The following is a 17,166-nucleotide window of genomic DNA, read 5'->3' on the forward strand; positions in this document are numbered from 1 at the left end:
CACGATCAGGCCGCAGGGGTAAAGGGCAGCGAGGTCGTTTCAGTGCAGCGCCAAAGACACGCGAACAGCAAGCGTCGTCGGCGTCCAGCCACCAAAGGGCAGACCTGCACGTCGCAAAGTCCGGCTTATCCATTGATTGCAGGTGTTGATGATTGAAAACCGCCCTTCTGCCGCGAAATAACTGTCGCTCGGCGCGAGCAGACCGCGCGCAATAGGCTGTTCTGAAAGTGTATCCGCCAGGATCGTTGCCCGAAGCATGTCATATTCCGCGGCTTTGAGGCTGATCGTCATTGGCGGCGTAAATTGCCCCACAGGCTCAAAGCGCATCACCCCGCTGTCACCGCTGATCGCACGCCAGATAGCCCCTGCGCTCAGGTCTGCATAGGTGCCGACAGTGGTGTAGAATTCGCGTGCGCCCCAACCGACCGACAGCCATTCCGCGCCTTGAGGTATGTCCACAAATTCGAAATCCTCCCGGGTTTGCGCCGTCAGCGGCAACAGGAAATCGGTATGGATCGCGCCTTGGATCAGACCGATCACGACGACCCCGCCGTTTTGATCAGCTGAAACCTGCGTGACCGGACCTGTCAAGACTGCACCACAAAGAGGAGCCAGAAATGCAATACCCGAGCCGAGCAGAAGCGCGCGAAAAACAGGTCCTATCAATGATCCCCGATCACATGCCCGGCGTCGATCACGAAGCGCTTGTCGCAGTAACCACAATCGACATAGCCGACCAGCGGCGAGATCTGCAGCCACACTTTCGGGTGCCCAAGGCCGCGCGTTTCATCGCCTGCACAGGCGACCTTCAGGCTGTGCACGGTTTCGGTTTCCAGCGGCGGATGCTGGCTCTCTCCATCCTGTCCGGTGGACAGCGGGTTCTCGGGCGGTACGAATTCAACGTCTGACATGGCGGACCTTCTTGTCGGTCGGGGCTGGATCGGGTCTAACCCCAATTAGCCGACAGCCCCCGCAATAGGCAAGGGACCGACATGACTAACGCGACGAATGCCATCGAAATCGCCGGATTGCGCAAGACTTACCGCGCCGCTGGCAACGCCCCGCCGAAAGAGGCGCTGAAGGGCATCGATCTGAACATCCCGTCGGGGTCGATCTTTGGGCTGCTGGGCCCGAACGGGGCTGGGAAGTCCACGACGATCAATATTCTTGCCGGGTTGGTGAACAAAACCGCGGGCAAGGTCACGATCTGGGGGTTCGATCAGGATGTGAACCCGCGCAATTCCCGCGCCGCTATTGGCGTCATGCCGCAGGAACTGAACATCGACCCGTTTCTTACCCCTCGCGCCAGTCTGGAGGTTCAGGCGGGCCTTTATGGGGTGCCAAAATCGGAACGCTGGACCGATGACCTTCTGGCGCTTGTCGGCCTGTCGGATCAGGCAGAAAGTTATTCGCGCAACCTCTCTGGCGGTATGAAGCGGCGGCTGCTGCTGGCCAAGGCGCTTGTTCACCGCCCGCAGGTTCTGGTTCTGGATGAACCGACGGCAGGGGTCGATATCGGGCTGCGCGAAATGCTGTGGCAGAATGTGCGGCGCCTGAACGAACAGGGCATGACCATCATCCTGACAACGCATTACCTGGAAGAGGCCGAACAGATGTGCGACCGCATCGCCATCATCGACCGTGGCGAGGTGCTGATCGAAGATACCACCCATGCGCTTGTCTCGCGCGCGGATGGCAAAACGCTGGTGATAGAGACCGACGACACCGCCCTGCCCGACCTGCCCGAAGGTGTCGTGCCAGAGCGGCGCGTCGATGGTCGGCTGGCGCTATCCTATCAGCCCTCTCGCATTCAGCCCGACGCCATCATCGACGCGCTGCGCGGTGGCAGCGTCCCGATCCGCGACATCGCAATCGAACAGCCAAGGCTGGAGGACGTGTTCGTCGAGTTGACAAGGCACTAGCAGCGCCCCGCGCATCAATCGCGCAGCTGCATCACCATCGGTCCGATCACGCGGCCGCCGAGGATATGCAGATGGAAATGCGGCACTTCCTGCACGCCATCGTTTCCGGCATTGGTAATGGCGCGAAAGCCATGCCCGCCCGATCCGGTGGACAGTCCCTCTTGCTTCGTGACCTGTGCGACGGCGCGCATGAAGTCCATGATTTCCTCGGCAGGCGCATTTTCGGCAAAATCGTCGAAAGTCACATATTTGCCCTTCGGGATCACCAGCACATGGCTGGGCGCTTTGGGCTGGATGTCGCGAAACGCCAGCGTATGCTCTGTTTCCAGAACGGTATCATTCGGAATCTCGCCGCGCAGAATTTTGGCGAAGATATTGGCATCGTCATAGTCATAGGCCATGTCAGCCTCCTCAATCGTCGAAAAGATGTGGTGTGGATGCGATCAGATTGGCGCTATCCTCGTCCACCCGCAGAAATTCGGCAACCGCACGGGCATTCCGCGCCAGACCTGCATGGGCGCCGATGACAGAAACTTCCGCCGATTCGAGCGCTCTCACGCGGTCGAACTCCTGTCGCAGATCGTCGCGCACGTCGGGAACAAGCTGGCTGACCACCTCTGGCGGGGTCGACTGGTTGGCCAGACCCACGCGACCGATATGCCCGCGCAAATAGTCATCGTCCAGCTCCGCTTCGATCAGCAGGACACGCGTCTGCCCCTGGTCGTTTGTAAAATCGCTGATCAGGTCGAAAGCCGAAGGATCAAGGCAGATCACCAGACGGGCATCGCCGAACTCATTCATCAGCAGCCGGATCAAAGCGCGGCGATGACGTTCCCTTTTAGCGACCGTCGTGCCGATACCACCCAGATCGGGAAGGCCCGCATCCGTTTCATTGAACAGGTATTCCACCGCCGGAATGTCGGTATAGCGCCGGATCGCGGCTGTCAGCCGCTTGGCGACATGCCATTTCTTGGCGACGACAATCAGCAATTCGCTTTGCTTCCCAAGCGACGCCCTTTCTTCCCAGAATCGGGGGGCAAAGCGCTGCCCAATCCGCCCGCGTCCGGTCAGGTATTCGAAAAGGGACTTCCCCTCGCCCGAAATCGCGAAATGCTGGTCTTCTGCCTGCCACAGCGCGCCCAGCCTTTCCTTCAGCTCCTTCGCTTCGGGGCTGATCTTGCGGGCGAACAGGAAATCCTGACGAAGCAGCATGTCGTAGTGATCGTTATAGAAAACCACCGGCATCCCGTAGTCGGTAAAGATGATCTTCGTCAGCGTGCGAGACCGGATTTCCTTGCGCGGAATCACGTGGCGCACAACTGTCTGAAAAAAGGTTTCGTCCGGGATCCACGTGGTCGAGAAAAAACGTAGTACATCAGGACGCTGCTTACAGAACCTCAGCACTTTCTCGATCGTTTCGCGACGCAGGCACCACCATTGGCTGCCGATCATCATCTGGATATCGTCAGGTATCTTCCGCCTCAGCGCGAAACGCTTCTGGAACTCATAGCTGAGATAGAAACGCCGCGGCTGTCTGCGCTCGTTGAACCAGTGGCGATAGATCAGCCGGTCCTCTTTCATCCCGGTCTTGATCCAGTCCGAGGCGAAGAAATCGAAGCTTTCGATATAGTCCACATGCTCTGCATCCAGCAGCGCGTGGGCATATTCCGCCGATTTGATCGGCATGCAGTCGCCCGACAGCATATAGAAATGCGTGGCAGTCGGAAACGCGTTGACCGCTGCGCGCAAAGCCTCCAGCGTGGCGGCGACAAGCGACCACGCCCCCCAGCCGCATTTGTGCCGACGCGTTGCAAAGGTGACATTGGGATTTGCACCCAGCACCGATTTTATCCGTTCATACGCCTGCGCCGGCGAATTGCCGTCAAAGTGGATCGCGACGTAGTCACCGGTCGCAGTCAGCCGCTCTGCCTGCGCGATCAGCCCGTCGGGATCCTTGTGGGCAAGCAGGATGAAGGCGATCTTGGCCATGTGGCTCCGTGCAGTAGTCAATTTTTATGGCACGGCATTCCGTTGGAGGCCGTTGAAATCCCTGCGCCAATCTGCTTTTGTCTCTACGATTTTCGCGGGTCTCGCAACCCGTCACTAAATGCAGAGGGATAGGCATGGGGTTTCCAGGGGTCTGGATGACCGAAAACGAAAGCTTGGTCTATCGCGTCGTCCCGAAATGCGCCTGTTCGACCATCGGGCAGATCATGTATTTCTCGGATCACAACCGCTATTTCGAAGGCGACATTCACGACGCCAGTGAAGGGTTGCACAAATGGGGCATCGACAGCAGCCAGAAGGTGATCGAGGATGCGGTGCTGTCTCGCCGCGGTGTGTCCTTCACCTGTGTTCGCAACCCATATTCACGCATCCTGTCATCCTTTTTCGATAAAATTGCGGGGATTCAGCGCAATGGCCGCCGCTATCGTGGCAACCTTGTTCCGCAACTGACCCAGCGATACGGGATCGAAGTCGGCAGCCCCGAGGACAACTTCGACTTCGATCAGATCAGATCCTTCCGCCGCTTTCTGCTGTTTGCCCGTGACACCATTCGCTGGCGTCGCCCGATGGAGCCTGACATCCACTGGTCGGCCATGTCCGGCCATATCTCGACCTTCATCGCCAATGGCGGTCACTACGACCAGATTTTCTTTACCGAGAAATTCAACGAAGGCATGCAGAACGTCCTCGACTCGGCTGACACGCAGGTCAAAGTCGATGTCGAGGCGGTGCCGCGCTTTAACGAATCCGAAGGTCATGGGCCGAAACGTGCCCATAAGGTCAGCGACTATTTCGACGATCTGTCGCGCCACCTTGTCTGGGAAGCCTACAAGAAGGATTTCCAGCTGTTCCATTATGATTTCGACGACCCGGACAACAAGATGCCCACCGGCGAGGTCGACCTGGAAGAGGTGCATGCCAAGCTTGGCCGCTAGGGTTTACGCGCCTGCCCGCTGATCTCTCCGGGATGGGCTTCGGCAAGGTTCGCGTCACTTAGCAAACGCCGGTATTTCTGCGCCTGCCCCAGAACATGCTCGAACCGGGTGATACCTTTCGCCTCCAAAGCGGGCAGCATTTTCAGAAATGCCTGCGCCGTCGCCTCTGCATCGCCCATTGCGGTATGGCGCAGTCCGTCGGGAATGGTGATCCCCAACCGACCGCATATGGCATCAAGGCTGTGGGTCGCCGCCTGCCCCCAGATCATTGCAGACAGCAGGACCGTATCCATCACGCGGTTCGGGAAATGCTGCCCGGTTTCCGCTTCGGCTGCGCGCAGCAGGCCCATGTCAAAAGGCGCATTATGGGCAATCAGCACGGCACCCTCGGCAAAGTGGTGAAAGCCGCGTAGCGCCGCGCTCATATCCGGGGCATCGGCCACCATCTCATCGGTGACGCCGTGTATCTTCGTCGAAGCGGGCGGGATCGGGCGTCCCGGATTGACCAGAGTTTCGAATTGTTCGCCCGTCTTGCGCCCGCCCGCGATACGCAACCCGGCGATTTGCACGATCCTGTCAGAAAGTGAAAGACCCGTCGTCTCTGTATCGAACACAACGCAGGTCAGCGCCTTCAGCGGGCGCGTATCCGGCGCACCCTGACCGGCCAGAGCGAAATCATAGGTGACAGCGGGCCGCGCCTCTCTCGCGATGGCTAAAATCGCCAGTGGCAGCACAAGCCATCCCTGCCCGGGCGCTGCCTCTGGCCAGATACCCGTGCCATGCGCGGCCAGTATCGCAGCGCCGTCCAGTTCAGGGTGGTCGGGATCGGGCGCCTGTTGCAGCCATGTGTCAAGCTGATCCATCGGCAAAGCCGGACCGCCCCAGCTCAGCCGAAGCTGTGCCTCTTCGCCATTTTTGACAATAGATGCGGTTGGCGCACGCCCCGACCCTTCCAGCTTTTCACCAAGCATGGTCAGCAACCCGCCCACCTGCCACCCATCGGCGGCAAGCGTCAGCGGCTCTATCTGGCCAAGCGGCAGGGCCAGCCCCCGCGCCAGTTCCTCTGCCGCGACCCGGCGCTGACGCGGCGCGGGCGGGGTCAGGGCTGCTTCCAGCTCATGCAGCGCCGCGGTCAGCCCGCGCCCCTCATCCCGGATCACCTTGGTCAGCGGCTCTGGCAAGGGTCCGCTCAGATCATCCAGCAGCGGGGTCAGGGCCGAGGCATGACGGCGCAGGGCTTCCATCGGACCACGTGTCGGTGCAATTTCGCGCCGTGCCGGGCGCAGGATCAGGACATATCCGCCATCCTCATCGGCCAGCCTGCGCAGGCGCCCGCTCAGCCGCGCGCCATCCACCCCGATCAGCGCCACATCCGTCGCATCGGCGCCGGCCTCTATCCGCGCACGCGCCGCCGAAATCCCGCCGGGGCGAAGATAGCGGCCCAGATCGCGGTCCAGAGCCAGCCCCGGCAAAAACTGCACGGCGGCCGCATTATAGAACAACACATGTCCCTCTGGTCCGGTCAGGATCGCGCCCGCACCAATATCTGACAGGATCTTCTCCAGCATCGCCTTTTCGCGGGCCTCCGCCTCTGCATGGGCCTCCAGTGCCTGCTCCAGATCGTCGCGGGCGCGGGCCTGTGCCGCTGACGCGGCCCTGACCGCCGGGGCCAGATCGGCCAGATAGCGTCCCTCCTCCGCATCCGGCGCGGCGCCTGTCAGTAGCCCGCCCGCCAGCCTTTCGATGGCGCGGGCGACATGGGTGTCGAACAGATACCAGACCCCCGCGATCAGCAGCAAAGAGCCAAGCCCGCCAACCAGCCCTGCAAGCGCAAGCGCATCGCTCATTCCCGGTGGCCCCGCACCCGGATCATCCGGCGACGCGCCCAACAAGGTCGCTGCTGCAAGGAACAGCCCGACACCGATCAACAGCACAATGGCTGCCGCCATTCCGGCAAAGATCAGAAAGACCCGCAGCCGCAGCGACAGCCGGGACATCATGGCCGCAATTCCAGCACGCGCGCCATTTCCGCCCGCAATTCTGACAGCTCAAACGGCTTGGCGATAAAACCGTCGGCGCCCAGTTCCAGCCCCTTGCGGCGCTCGACCCGCGACCCCCGCGCGGTCATCATCAGCACACGCATCTTGCTCAACTCAGGATCGGCCCGCAAATCCTGCACGATCTGATAGCCCGAAACCCCAGGCAGCATGACATCCAGCAGAACCAGATCCGGCCGCGCCTTTCGCAACGCCTCGACCGCGCCGGCCCCCGTTTCCAGCCGGTCATGTTCATGCCCGTCGCGCGTCAGCAGGAAATCGAGCGCGGTTGCGATATTGTCCTCATCCTCGATCACCATGATCCGGGCCATGATGCGCCTCCCGCTTTCAGTTTATCCGCTGGTGCAGACCGCGCCAAATGCCGGGTCGCCAGCCACGGCTTGCCGCCATTCCTCGCCCGGCGGGCGTGTTTCACCGGTGGCGCAGTTGATCCCCTGCTCAACCGTGACACTTCGCTTCCAGCGTTCCAGAAGCATGACCGGCACGACTTGCGCACCGGCGTCGCCCTCTGCCTCGCGCACCGCATTGGGGTCTATCAGGGCCAGACGGGCGGTCGGTGCCACGATATAGGTCCAGGGGCGCAGCGGGCTTTGCACGCTGCCCTCGGCAATCACCTGAACGCGTTCCGGCAACTGGTCCTTCACGCGCCCGGCCCAGCTATATTCGTTCCATGTCGCATAGCCGATCATCGACAGCCCGATCCCCACCGGCAGCACCCAACGCGGCAAAGGCCTGCCTGCGCTGCGCATCGCATGGCCAAGCGCGTAAAGCAGCGCGGCCGCACCGATTGCCACGGCGAAAGTTCCAAGAAGATCGGCGCCGAGGCCGCTGAGTTCATTCATGATAGGGTCCCTTTTCCCTGACCAAGGGCAGATTGCATGGTGCGCACGACGACAAAAGCGTCGCGCAGATGGCTGCGTTCGAAATCCGGCAGATCCGACGGCGACAGATAGTTGTCCGGCTTCCTGCCCGATTTGACCAGTGCCGCCTGATTTTCCAGCCGCAAGGTGTGGATCAGATCATAAGCTGCAATCAGATCCCGTGCGCCCGCGCCCGAAATCACGCCGGCATCCTCAGCCGCTTCCAGCCTTGCGCGGGTGTTCACCGGCGTCAGCCTTCCCTGCAGCGCATAGACCCGCGCCATATCGGCCACCGGGACCACCCCATTCATCTTCATGTCGATATGACCCTGATGCTCGCCCGAGCGCACCGTCGCAAAGCCCCGGATCAGGCCAAGCGGCGGGCGATGTTTCAGCGAGTTGGCGATCATATGCGCCACGAAGATCGAATTTTTCGACGCCATCGCCAGCGTCTCGGCCTGCAAACCTGCCAGCAACGACGCGTCGCCCCCAATTGCCCGCAGATCGAACATGACGGAGGCCAGCATCTGCGCCTCGGCAGAGGGCTTTTCGATCCAGCCCCGGAAATAGTCCCGCCACACCGATCGCGGCTGCCGCCATCTCGGATTGGTGGCCATCATATCGCCGGGGCAATAGACATAGCCCGCCGTATTCAGCCCGTCGCTTACGAACCGTGCCATCTTTTCGAAATAGGGGTCGTCGGGCTCTGTGCCGTCCGACAGGATCAGGATATTATCCTGATCCGAAACCCCGGTCTGGTCCTGCCTGCCCTGACTGCCGCAGGCCGCCCAAAGGTATGGCGCGGGCGGCGGGCCAAGCTGTTGCTCTGCCATCGCCAGCAGACGGCGGGTGACGGCATCGGCGATATCGGTAATCAGCCGGGTCACGACCTCATGTCGCTGATTGGCGGCGACAAGGCTGACCAGCAGATCGGGGATATTCGCCGTCGCCTCTGCCATGTCAGCCACGTCAACGGCCTGCGCCACATCGCGGATCAGCACCGGGGCGGAAATCGCCTGCACCCGCATCAGGTCAGTCTGGGTAATCATGCCGACGAAGCGCCCGCCCTCGACCACCGGCAAATGGCCGACGCGACGCTCCATCATGGCGTTCAGCACGTCAGAGCCGAGTGCATCGGGCGGAAGCACAACCGGGTCGGCGGTCATGATCGCGGAAACCGGATCGGCACTGTCACGACCCTCGGCCACGACGCGGTTGGACATGTCGCGGATTGTCACCAAACCCCGAAGCCGCCCGTCACTATCCACGACCCCCAGCGAGGATACTTTTGCCTCTCGCATCATCCGCGCGGCTTCGCGGATCGGCGTCTCTGGTCCGGTCGACAGCGGCGCCCGCGCCAGCAGGTCCGAGACTTTCAGCGTGGTGACATTCGCCGTCTCGCGTGCGGGAACAGGCCGGCCGCGCGTGAAAAACCGGGCGAAGGCGGGGCTTTCACGAACGAGCCGCCGAAATTCCGCCGCCGGCAACATCAGGACCCGGCCCGGCGCGGTCACTGTGGCGTTGGTCGCCGCCAGCCCATCGGCCAGCAGGCCGCGTTCCCCGAAGGAGTTGCCGCGCCCGAGGATCGAAACCAGTTCGTCATTCCGATCCGTGATCTCGACGCTCGCCCCTTCAATCAGGAACAACCCGTCCAGCCGGTCGCCATATCTGTAGACCGTCTGACCCTTTGCCCAATCGGTCGCGACGAATGCGTCGGCCACCCGGATCAGCGCATCTTTTTCAAGTGAATCGTAAGGATGCACGCTGGCTATGAACTTGATGACCTCGTCCATCCCGCACGCCCTTTGTCAAAAGTGAATAATCTGTGTGGGGCACCCCCGGCTTTCACCGGGGATACCATTGTCACGATCAGTGATGGATGGCCGCATCCGCGCCGCGCGGAACGCGGATCGATTCGACCAGTTCGACCACCTCGACCGGCGGCTCTTCCGTCGCGTTCGAGACGACATAGGCCACGATGAAGTTGATCAGCGCGCCAATGACCCCGAAGCTTGCCGGAGAGATGCCGAACAGCCAGTTCGCCGCATTATCTTCAAGCATGTTGGTGCCGGCAATGAAGAACCAGCCCTTATAAGTGAAGATATAGAACAGCGTTGACAGGATACCGGCCAGCATCCCCCAGATCGCACCCTGACGATTGATGCGGGTCGAGAAGATGCCCATCATCAGAACCGGGAAGATCGAGCTTGCAGCAAGGCCAAAGGCAAGCGCCACCGTCTGCGCCGCAAAGCCCGGCGGGTTCAGACCCAGAAGCGTCGCGACCAGGATCGACACCGCCATGGCGATACGGGCGGCCATAAGCTCTCCCTTCTCGCTGATCTCCGGTGCCAGCCAGCCCTTCACAAGGTCGTGCGACACAGCGCCGGATATCGCCAGCAGCAGACCCGCCGCCGTTGACAGTGCGGCCGCCAGACCGCCGGCCGCCACAATGGCAATGACCCATCCCGGCAGGTTGGCAATTTCCGGGTTGGCCAGAACCATGATGTCATTGTTCACGGTCGGCAACTCGTTGCCCTGCAGGTTCTGATCGGCAATTGCTGCCGCCAGTGCCTCGGACGGTTCGGCCTTGTCATTGTAGTACTGGATCAGACCGTCGCCATTCTTGTCTTCCCAGCCAAGCAGACCGGTGACCGCCCAATTGCGCATCCATGCCTTATCCTCATCGTTTTCGATGGATTCAAGCGACACGGCTGGCTGACTGAAGGTCTCTCCCTCTGCCGCGCCCGGCCACATGGTGGTGGTCAGGTTGAAGCGCGACATCGCACCGACAGCCGGGGCAACGGTGTAAAGCAGCGCGATGAAGACAAGGGCCCAGCCCGCCGATTTCCGCGCATCCGCGACTTTCGGCACGGTGAAGAAACGGATGATGACATGGGGCAGACCGGCGGTCCCGATCATCAGCGCCAGCGTGAACAGCGCCATATCCAGCGTGCTGGTGTGGTGCGCCGTATATTCGCGGAAGCCCAGATCGGTCACGACCTGATCCAGCTTGGCCAGGAACTTCGTGTCCGTCCCGCTCAGCGTCCCGAACAGACCCGTCTGCGGCAGGAAATGCCCGGTCAGTTGCAGCGCAATGAAGATCGCCGGGATCGTATAGGCGATGATCAGAACGATGTACTGCGCCACCTGCGTATAGGTGATGCCTTTCATCCCGCCCAGAACCGCGTAGCAGAACACAAGCGCCGCACCGATCCACAACCCGGTGGAGTTCTCGACCTCCAGATAGCGCGAGAAGGTGACGCCCACACCGGTCATCTGCCCGATCACGTAAGTAATCGAGATGATCAGCAGGCAGACAACACCGATGATCCGCGCAGTACGCGAATAGAAGCGGTCGCCGATGAATTCCGGCACGGTGAACTTGCCGAATTTCCGCAGATAGGGCGCCAGCAGCATCGCCAGCAGCACATAGCCGCCGGTCCAGCCCATCAGATAGGTCGAATTGTCATAGCCGGTAAAAGCGATCAGACCCGCCATCGAGATAAAGCTGGCCGCCGACATCCAGTCAGCCGCCGTGGCCATCCCGTTCATGACCGGGCTGACACCACGGTTCGCCGCGTAGAACTCGCTGGTCGAACCGGCACGGGCATAAATCGCGATTCCGATGTAAAGCGCGAAGCTGAGGCCGATGAAAATCAGGTTAAGGGTATACTGGCTCATCTTACTCCTCCACGCCGTGTTCGCGGTCGAGCTTGTTCATTCGCCAGGCATAGGTGAAGATCAGCACGATAAAGACCAGGATCGATCCCTGCTGCGCGAACCAGAAGCCCAGATCGGTGCCACCAACCTTGATGCCGCTGATCAGCGGGCGCAGGATGATCGCGAAGCCATAAGATGCAAGCGCCCAGATGGCCAGGCAGATCCAGATTATTCGCAGGTTGGCCTGCCAATAGGCATTTGATGATGTTCTGTCACTCATGTCCGTAGTTCCTCCCTAAAGGGTGTCGTGACGTATGCTGCCTGTTATTGACGCGCCCTTGCACGGCAGCAGGGCAAAGGCGACGATCATGATCCCGGGCGCAGTATCGTCACCGTGATCGTGAATTTTCGGCCCATACGGGCCTTCGTTCAGACAAACCTCCCTCGTCCTGCCGGAACACCGGCAAGCTTCATTATCTTCGGCTTCGGGTTTGCAGAGCGAAGTCCAGGCTTATGGCTGCAATTTGCCGGCTTCCCCCTGCGGCTCTGTCGTCCTGTTGTCAGTGCGACAGGGCCAGCCTTTCGGCCAGCCCTGCTTCTTTGTTATTCCTTGTTCATCCGGTTCTCGATCAGCTCATCCACCACGCCCGGCTCTGCCAGGGTGGAGGTGTCGCCAAGCGCACCGTAATCATTCTCGGCAATCTTACGCAGAATGCGACGCATGATCTTGCCAGAGCGTGTCTTGGGCAGGCCGGGCGCCCACTGGATCAGGTCCGGTTTGGCAATCGGGCCGATTTCGGTGCGCACCCATGTCTCAAGCTCTTTGCGCAGCTCGTCACTGGGCTCGACATTGTTCATCAGCGTGACATAGGCATAGATGCCCTGCCCCTTGACCTTATGGGGAAAGCCCACAACCGCGGCCTCGGCCACTTTCGGATGTGCGACAAGCGCGGATTCGACCTCTGCCGTGCCCATGCGGTGGCCGGATACGTTGATCACGTCATCCACACGTCCGGTAATCCAGTAATAGCCGTCCTCATCACGCGTGCAGCCATCCCCGGTGAAGTAATAGCCCGGATATTGCTGGAAATAGGTCTCCATAAAGCGCTGATGATCACCCCATACGGTGCGCATCTGCCCCGGCCAGCTATCGGCGATGCAAAGCACGCCGCTTGCCGGATTGCCTTTCTGCACCTTCGCGGATTCCGCATCGAGGATCACCGGCTTCACCCCAAAGAAGGGCAGCGTGGCCGAACCCGGCTTCGCTTCGATTGCGCCCGGCAGAGAAGTGATCATGTGACCGCCCGTCTCGGTCTGCCACCAGGTATCGACAATCGGGCATTTCCCCTTGCCGACATTCTTGTCGTACCAGTTCCAGGCCTCTGGGTTGATCGGCTCTCCCACCGTGCCAAGGATACGCAGGCTGGACAGGTCGTGCTTTGCAACGAACTCATCGCCCTGCCCCATCAGCGCCCTGATCGCGGTGGGCGCGGTATAGAACTGGTTGACCTTGTGCTTTTCACACACCGCCCAGAACCGACCCGCATCGGGCCAGGTGGGCACGCCTTCGAACATCAGCGTCGTCGCACCATTCGCAAGCGGACCATAGACGATATAGCTGTGGCCGGTGACCCAGCCGACATCCGCAGTACACCAGAAAATATCGCCATCCTTGTAGTCGAACACATATTCATGCGTCATCGCGGCATAGGCCAAATAGCCGCCGGTCGTATGCACCACGCCCTTCGGCTTGCCGGTTGAGCCAGAGGTATACAGGATGAACAGCGGATCCTCTGCCCCCATCGGGCGCGGCGGGCAATCGGGGCTGACCTGTTCCATCATCGCCAGAACGTCCACGTCACGGCCGTCGATCCATGTCGTCTGATCGCCGGTATGCTTAACGACTAGGCAGCGCACCTTGTCCGAACAATGCAGCAGCGCCGCATCGGCATTCGACTTCAGCGCGGTCCGCCGACCTCCACGCGGCGCGGTATCAGCCGTTATCACCAGCTTCGCACCACTGTCATTGATCCGGTTCGCCAGTGCATCGGGCGAGAAACCTGCGAAAACGATAGAGTGTATCGCGCCGATCCGCGCACAGGCCAGCATCGCATAGGCGGCCTCGGGAATCATCGGCAGATAGATGACCACACGATCGCCACGCATCACGCCCTGACTCAGCAGGACATTCGCCATGCGATTCACCTTCTCGCTCAACTCGCGATAGGTGATGTGCTTGGCTTCGGCTTCAGGGTCATCGGGCTCAAATATAATTGCGGTCTTGTTTCCGCGCTTCTCCAGATGACGGTCAACGCAGTTCACGCTGGCATTCAGAACGCCATCCTCAAACCACTTGATCGAGACATCACCGAAGTTGAAATTGGTGTTCTTGACCTTCGAATAGTCGGTAATCCAGTCGAGTCGTTTGCCCTCCCGCCTCCAAAAACCTTCGGGGTCCGAAACCGATTCTTCATAAAGGCGACGGTAATCCTCTGGCCCTGCAATGGCATCTTCAAAGCCGGCCGGAATCGGATGTTTCGCAACGTTTTCAACGGTCATGACAATTCCCCCAATGACTTCAGGCGACGGGCGGACTGCGCACAGCACCGCTTCACCTCAATCTGCTGAAGCAAAGTAAAACATATTTTACGCATCCCATAAAGTCTTTTGTTATAAGGATAATTTTGTAAATTTATTGACCGGACGGCTTACAATTTTGTAAAAAATTGACATGCATTTTCGATATCCAGAGCTTGCGGGAATCGAGCATCGGCGGCACCGTCCACGGCATGAACCAGAGTCCCTTCCGCCAGACAGATGAAAAGGCCCGCCAGATTGCTCGCGAGCTTATCGGCAAAATGACCCATGCCGTACTATCGGCGGTGGATCAGACCAGTGCCTACCCATTCATCTCGCGAATATCCGCACAATGCGATGCCGACGGCTCACCATTGGCATTCCTGCGCCAGATCGCACCGACGACCCGGTTGCTGGAAAACAACCCCCGCGGCGCGATGCTGATCGAAGGCAGCGGATCGAAGGACGGGGCGATGGGCAACGCGCGGCTGCAGTTGCAATTTGTCGGACGGCGGATGCCGAATAGCGACAGCAATCACATGATCCGCGCCCAAAAATGGATGCAGCGCGATCAAAAGGCCCGCGCTTTCATACATCTGCCGGATTTCAATTTCTGGCGCCTTGAACCCCAGGCAGCGGTGCTGATCGTAAATTACGGACAAATCTACAACCTGCGCCCAGCCGATATGAAAACGACCCCCGGCTAGAAGCACGGGGATCATATCTTTGTCGCAAATCAGCAGGTGTCAGCCCGGCTCATCCATCCGGGCGCGAATGACAACCTCGCCCTTCACCGGCTTCGACCACTCGACATGCAAGTTGCCCTTGCTGGCTCCCTGCTGCGCCCGCACCCACGGCATTTCTGTGACACGTTTGCCGCTGCTGTCGGTCATAAGTGAAACGGCTGTTAATGAATCGGCATTCCGCGCCCAGCCCAGGAACGGAAGCTTGCGCGACAGCGGCACAACCCAACTGGACTGCGCTGTCGCCTGCTTATGGCGAAGCTGCACGGGGTTGGAGACATAATCGAGCACACCGTTAAAAGTGTTCCCCTCAAACAGGATATTGCGCATCCGCGAATAGTTCATGTCCGCAAAGGTTGTATCGACCTTCTCCACCCTGTTGATTTTAGCGCCCCCGACAATGAACACATTATTTGTGACGGTCAGACCCTGAATATAGTGCCCAGACCCGTATGGCTTGATCGAAATCCAAGCGAAATCGGGCAATACATCATGAACGAAAAAGTGGTTTCCCGTGATGGACAGCCCGCCGAAGGACCAGGAGTTATTCGCGAAGTTCGGCTTCGCGGCGTATTCATTGGTCCATTCAATAAGGCAATTGTCGATATAGTTTCCGGTCACGACCGTCTTGTTGTTTGCATTGGTGAACACCAGGCCCGGCACTCGCTTGCCGACCTGCGTATCGTCGCCCTGAAACCAATGGTTACCGACGATCAAATGACCGCCGCCAGCCGCGACCATAAAGGTGCCGAAGCGGACGACTCGGTTTTCCCGGATCTTGATGTCATTGGCGTTAATGTTGATCGCGACCGCTTTGCGGCTCTGCGCGGGCAGGTGCATTTCGGACGACAGAAAATGGCAGCGATCGACGTGCAGATCCTGACAACCTCGCCCGGCAGAGGTGATCCCCCGATCGCGCAGCCCGGTGATAAAACAGTCACGAAACTGAAACATCCTGCCTTCTGCCGGCAGCATCAGGCAGCTTGCCGCATTGCCCAGCGAAAAATCGAGCTCTGCAAAATTGACATTGCTTGCGCTTTCCATGCCGAGAAAATCGAAGGCATACCGAAAGCGCTCAAAGCGATAGTTGCGCGTCCCTGCCCCACCATAAAGCGGCTGCGAAAGGGTCAGGGTGCCCGCGCCGACATTTTTCGATTTTACATAGATTTCTCGCCCCACACCGGGACCAGTGACATGGCTGCCGACTTCGATATTTGCGACATTGGCGACATTGCTGAGTGTGACCCGATTGGCGGGGTTATAAGTCCCTGTTGAGGTCACGACGTTATTCGCCCAGGCCGGCCCATCGACCACATTGATCTGCCCGTTGCAGATCTGCCGCCTGTTCTGGAAAGAGGTCAGCCCGGGCGCCAGCTCTGTCATCACCAGAGGTTCTTTCAGATCCACGCGGCGTCCACGAAGGTTCAATTCGCAATGATCGGTATAACCAAACAGCGCCTGAAGCGCCCGCTTCATCGCCTCTGTTTCGTCACCGAACGCCGCCGCATAGCTGGGATAATCGAACGAACCCATCAGCGCCAGGCGTGCGTGACGTGGCATGACAAGCGTGCCGGTAAAGCGCACCGGTGACTTGATCGTCAGGTCATCGCCAATGTGATAGCTACCCTCGGGGACCACCAGCACGCGACCCTTGGCAGCCTTGTCCGCTGCAATGAATGCCTTGCGATCGTCTGTCTTGCCATCGCCAACGGCGCCAAAATCACGCACATCAACCCAATCCATCATGTCGCGCAGGAATGTCGAGGTGACATCTTCAATACGGATCGACTCGATCCGTACCGTGCCGCCATTCGGCCCGGTCAGATCCAGCCCGAAATGCCCATAGTCGGGCTCTGCCCCCCAGGCCATATCGACACCACCGCGATGTCCTGTGCCGACGATGGCGCTGACCTCAACCACCGTGCCGAAATTGGGCAGCGCCGTCGTCGGCCCGACCTCATTCAGGCCCGCCACATGACCGCGATCCTTCCCGCCGGCCCATCCTGCGATCCGCACCGAAGGCCGCGCCCCCGCGACGGCCTTGATCCGCGCTGAAACCCTCAGATACGCACCCGACAGTATCGGGGTGCGCCCCATAAAGCGCAGCCGCGTGACATCCGAAACCTTGTTGATTTCTACACAGGAACCGAAATCCTGATCTGCTGCGACAATCGCCGCATGTGGCTGATTCTCCCAGGTTGCGCTGCCCGGCGTGCCATATTCCCGCGACCAGCGGGAAAGCCCCGCAGCAAATGGCGGCGGCGTCAGCTTCACCCCGTCGGTAATGGCGATATTCATGCGCGATCTCCCCTTTGTCTCACAGCCGGACGCGGCCCGGAATGTCAGGGGAATGTCGCGCTGATTTATTTACGGGCTGTTAACCATGCGGGCGTTGCGCGTGAGCA

15 protein-coding genes are annotated in these 17,166 nt (G+C 60.0%); 3 read left to right on the forward strand and 12 right to left on the reverse strand.

The features are described from left to right. Positions 1–39 precede the first annotated feature (39 nt). Together PAF20_RS09925 and PAF20_RS09930 are read right to left on the reverse strand one after the other, a co-directional pair. Positions 40–540, reverse strand: a complete 501-nt coding sequence (locus PAF20_RS09925; protein WP_271070503.1) for a DUF2459 domain-containing protein — start codon at positions 538–540, stop codon at positions 40–42. Positions 541–662: 122 nt separating this feature from the next. After that, entirely contained in the window at positions 663–875 is a 213-nt protein-coding gene (locus PAF20_RS09930; RefSeq protein WP_271073300.1) for a zinc-finger domain-containing protein, read from the reverse strand. A 117-nt stretch (positions 876–992) separates the two neighbouring features. On the opposite strand from PAF20_RS09930, the gene PAF20_RS09935 reads away from it, so the two are divergent. Continuing rightward, on the forward strand, positions 993–1,922 hold the full coding sequence (locus tag PAF20_RS09935) for an ABC transporter ATP-binding protein (protein WP_271070504.1): 930 nt from the start codon (positions 993–995) through the stop codon (positions 1,920–1,922). A 14-nt stretch (positions 1,923–1,936) separates the two neighbouring features. Here PAF20_RS09935 and PAF20_RS09940 read toward each other — a convergent pair whose 3' ends face one another. Continuing rightward, positions 1,937–2,323, reverse strand: coding sequence for an HIT domain-containing protein (locus PAF20_RS09940; protein WP_271070505.1), 387 nt, complete (start codon positions 2,321–2,323; stop codon positions 1,937–1,939). A gap of 10 nt (positions 2,324–2,333) precedes the next feature. Beyond that, positions 2,334–3,911 (reverse strand): DUF5928 domain-containing protein, encoded by a 1,578-nt coding sequence (locus PAF20_RS09945; RefSeq protein ID WP_271070506.1) that lies wholly within the window; start codon positions 3,909–3,911, stop codon positions 2,334–2,336. A 134-nt stretch (positions 3,912–4,045) separates the two neighbouring features. Here PAF20_RS09945 and PAF20_RS09950 point away from each other — a divergent pair, with 134 nt between their 5' ends. Further along, entirely contained in the window at positions 4,046–4,864 is an 819-nt protein-coding gene (locus PAF20_RS09950; RefSeq protein ID WP_271070507.1) for a sulfotransferase family protein, read from the forward strand. On the opposite strand, the gene PAF20_RS09955 is transcribed toward PAF20_RS09950, so the two are convergent. The 7 genes from PAF20_RS09955 to acs all read right to left on the reverse strand — a co-directional run bounded on the left by PAF20_RS09955 (position 4,861) and on the right by acs (position 14,000). Continuing rightward, entirely contained in the window at positions 4,861–6,864 is a 2,004-nt protein-coding gene (locus PAF20_RS09955; protein WP_271070508.1) for a 3'-5' exonuclease, read from the reverse strand. The two genes, PAF20_RS09950 and PAF20_RS09955, sit on opposite strands and share 4 nt — an antisense overlap. Then, positions 6,861–7,232, reverse strand: a complete 372-nt coding sequence (locus PAF20_RS09960; protein ID WP_271070509.1) for a response regulator transcription factor — start codon at positions 7,230–7,232, stop codon at positions 6,861–6,863. The genes PAF20_RS09955 and PAF20_RS09960 overlap by 4 nt, the downstream gene beginning before the upstream one ends. A 21-nt stretch (positions 7,233–7,253) precedes the next feature. After that, on the reverse strand, positions 7,254–7,763 hold the full coding sequence (locus tag PAF20_RS09965; RefSeq protein WP_271070510.1) for a hypothetical protein: 510 nt from the start codon (positions 7,761–7,763) through the stop codon (positions 7,254–7,256). Continuing rightward, entirely contained in the window at positions 7,760–9,574 is a 1,815-nt protein-coding gene (locus PAF20_RS09970) for a DUF294 nucleotidyltransferase-like domain-containing protein (protein WP_271070511.1), read from the reverse strand. Before PAF20_RS09970 ends, PAF20_RS09965 begins: the two co-directional genes overlap by 4 nt. Positions 9,575–9,650: 76 nt before the next feature. Next, on the reverse strand, positions 9,651–11,462 hold the full coding sequence (locus tag PAF20_RS09975; RefSeq protein WP_271070512.1) for a sodium:solute symporter family protein: 1,812 nt from the start codon (positions 11,460–11,462) through the stop codon (positions 9,651–9,653). A 1-nt stretch (position 11,463) separates the two neighbouring features. Beyond that, positions 11,464–11,721, reverse strand: coding sequence for a DUF4212 domain-containing protein (locus PAF20_RS09980; RefSeq protein WP_271070513.1), 258 nt, complete (start codon positions 11,719–11,721; stop codon positions 11,464–11,466). A 323-nt stretch (positions 11,722–12,044) separates the two neighbouring features. Next, positions 12,045–14,000, reverse strand: a complete 1,956-nt coding sequence (acs, locus tag PAF20_RS09985; RefSeq protein WP_271070514.1) for an acetate--CoA ligase — start codon at positions 13,998–14,000, stop codon at positions 12,045–12,047. A gap of 230 nt (positions 14,001–14,230) precedes the next feature. Here acs and PAF20_RS09990 point away from each other — a divergent pair, with 230 nt between their 5' ends. After that, on the forward strand, positions 14,231–14,725 hold the full coding sequence (locus PAF20_RS09990; protein ID WP_271070515.1) for a hypothetical protein: 495 nt from the start codon (positions 14,231–14,233) through the stop codon (positions 14,723–14,725). Positions 14,726–14,764: 39 nt separating this feature from the next. Here the strand turns inward: PAF20_RS09990 and PAF20_RS09995 are convergent, their stop codons facing one another. Next, positions 14,765–17,059 carry a glycosyl hydrolase family 28-related protein gene (locus PAF20_RS09995; RefSeq protein ID WP_271070516.1) on the reverse strand — a complete coding sequence of 765 codons (2,295 nt, stop codon included), beginning with the start codon at positions 17,057–17,059 and terminating at the stop codon, positions 14,765–14,767. Positions 17,060–17,166 lie beyond the last annotated feature (107 nt).

Origin of the sequence: Paracoccus albus (genome assembly GCF_027913035.1) — a bacterium.
In the GTDB taxonomy this organism is placed as follows: Bacteria; Pseudomonadota; Alphaproteobacteria; order Rhodobacterales; family Rhodobacteraceae; genus Paracoccus; species Paracoccus albus.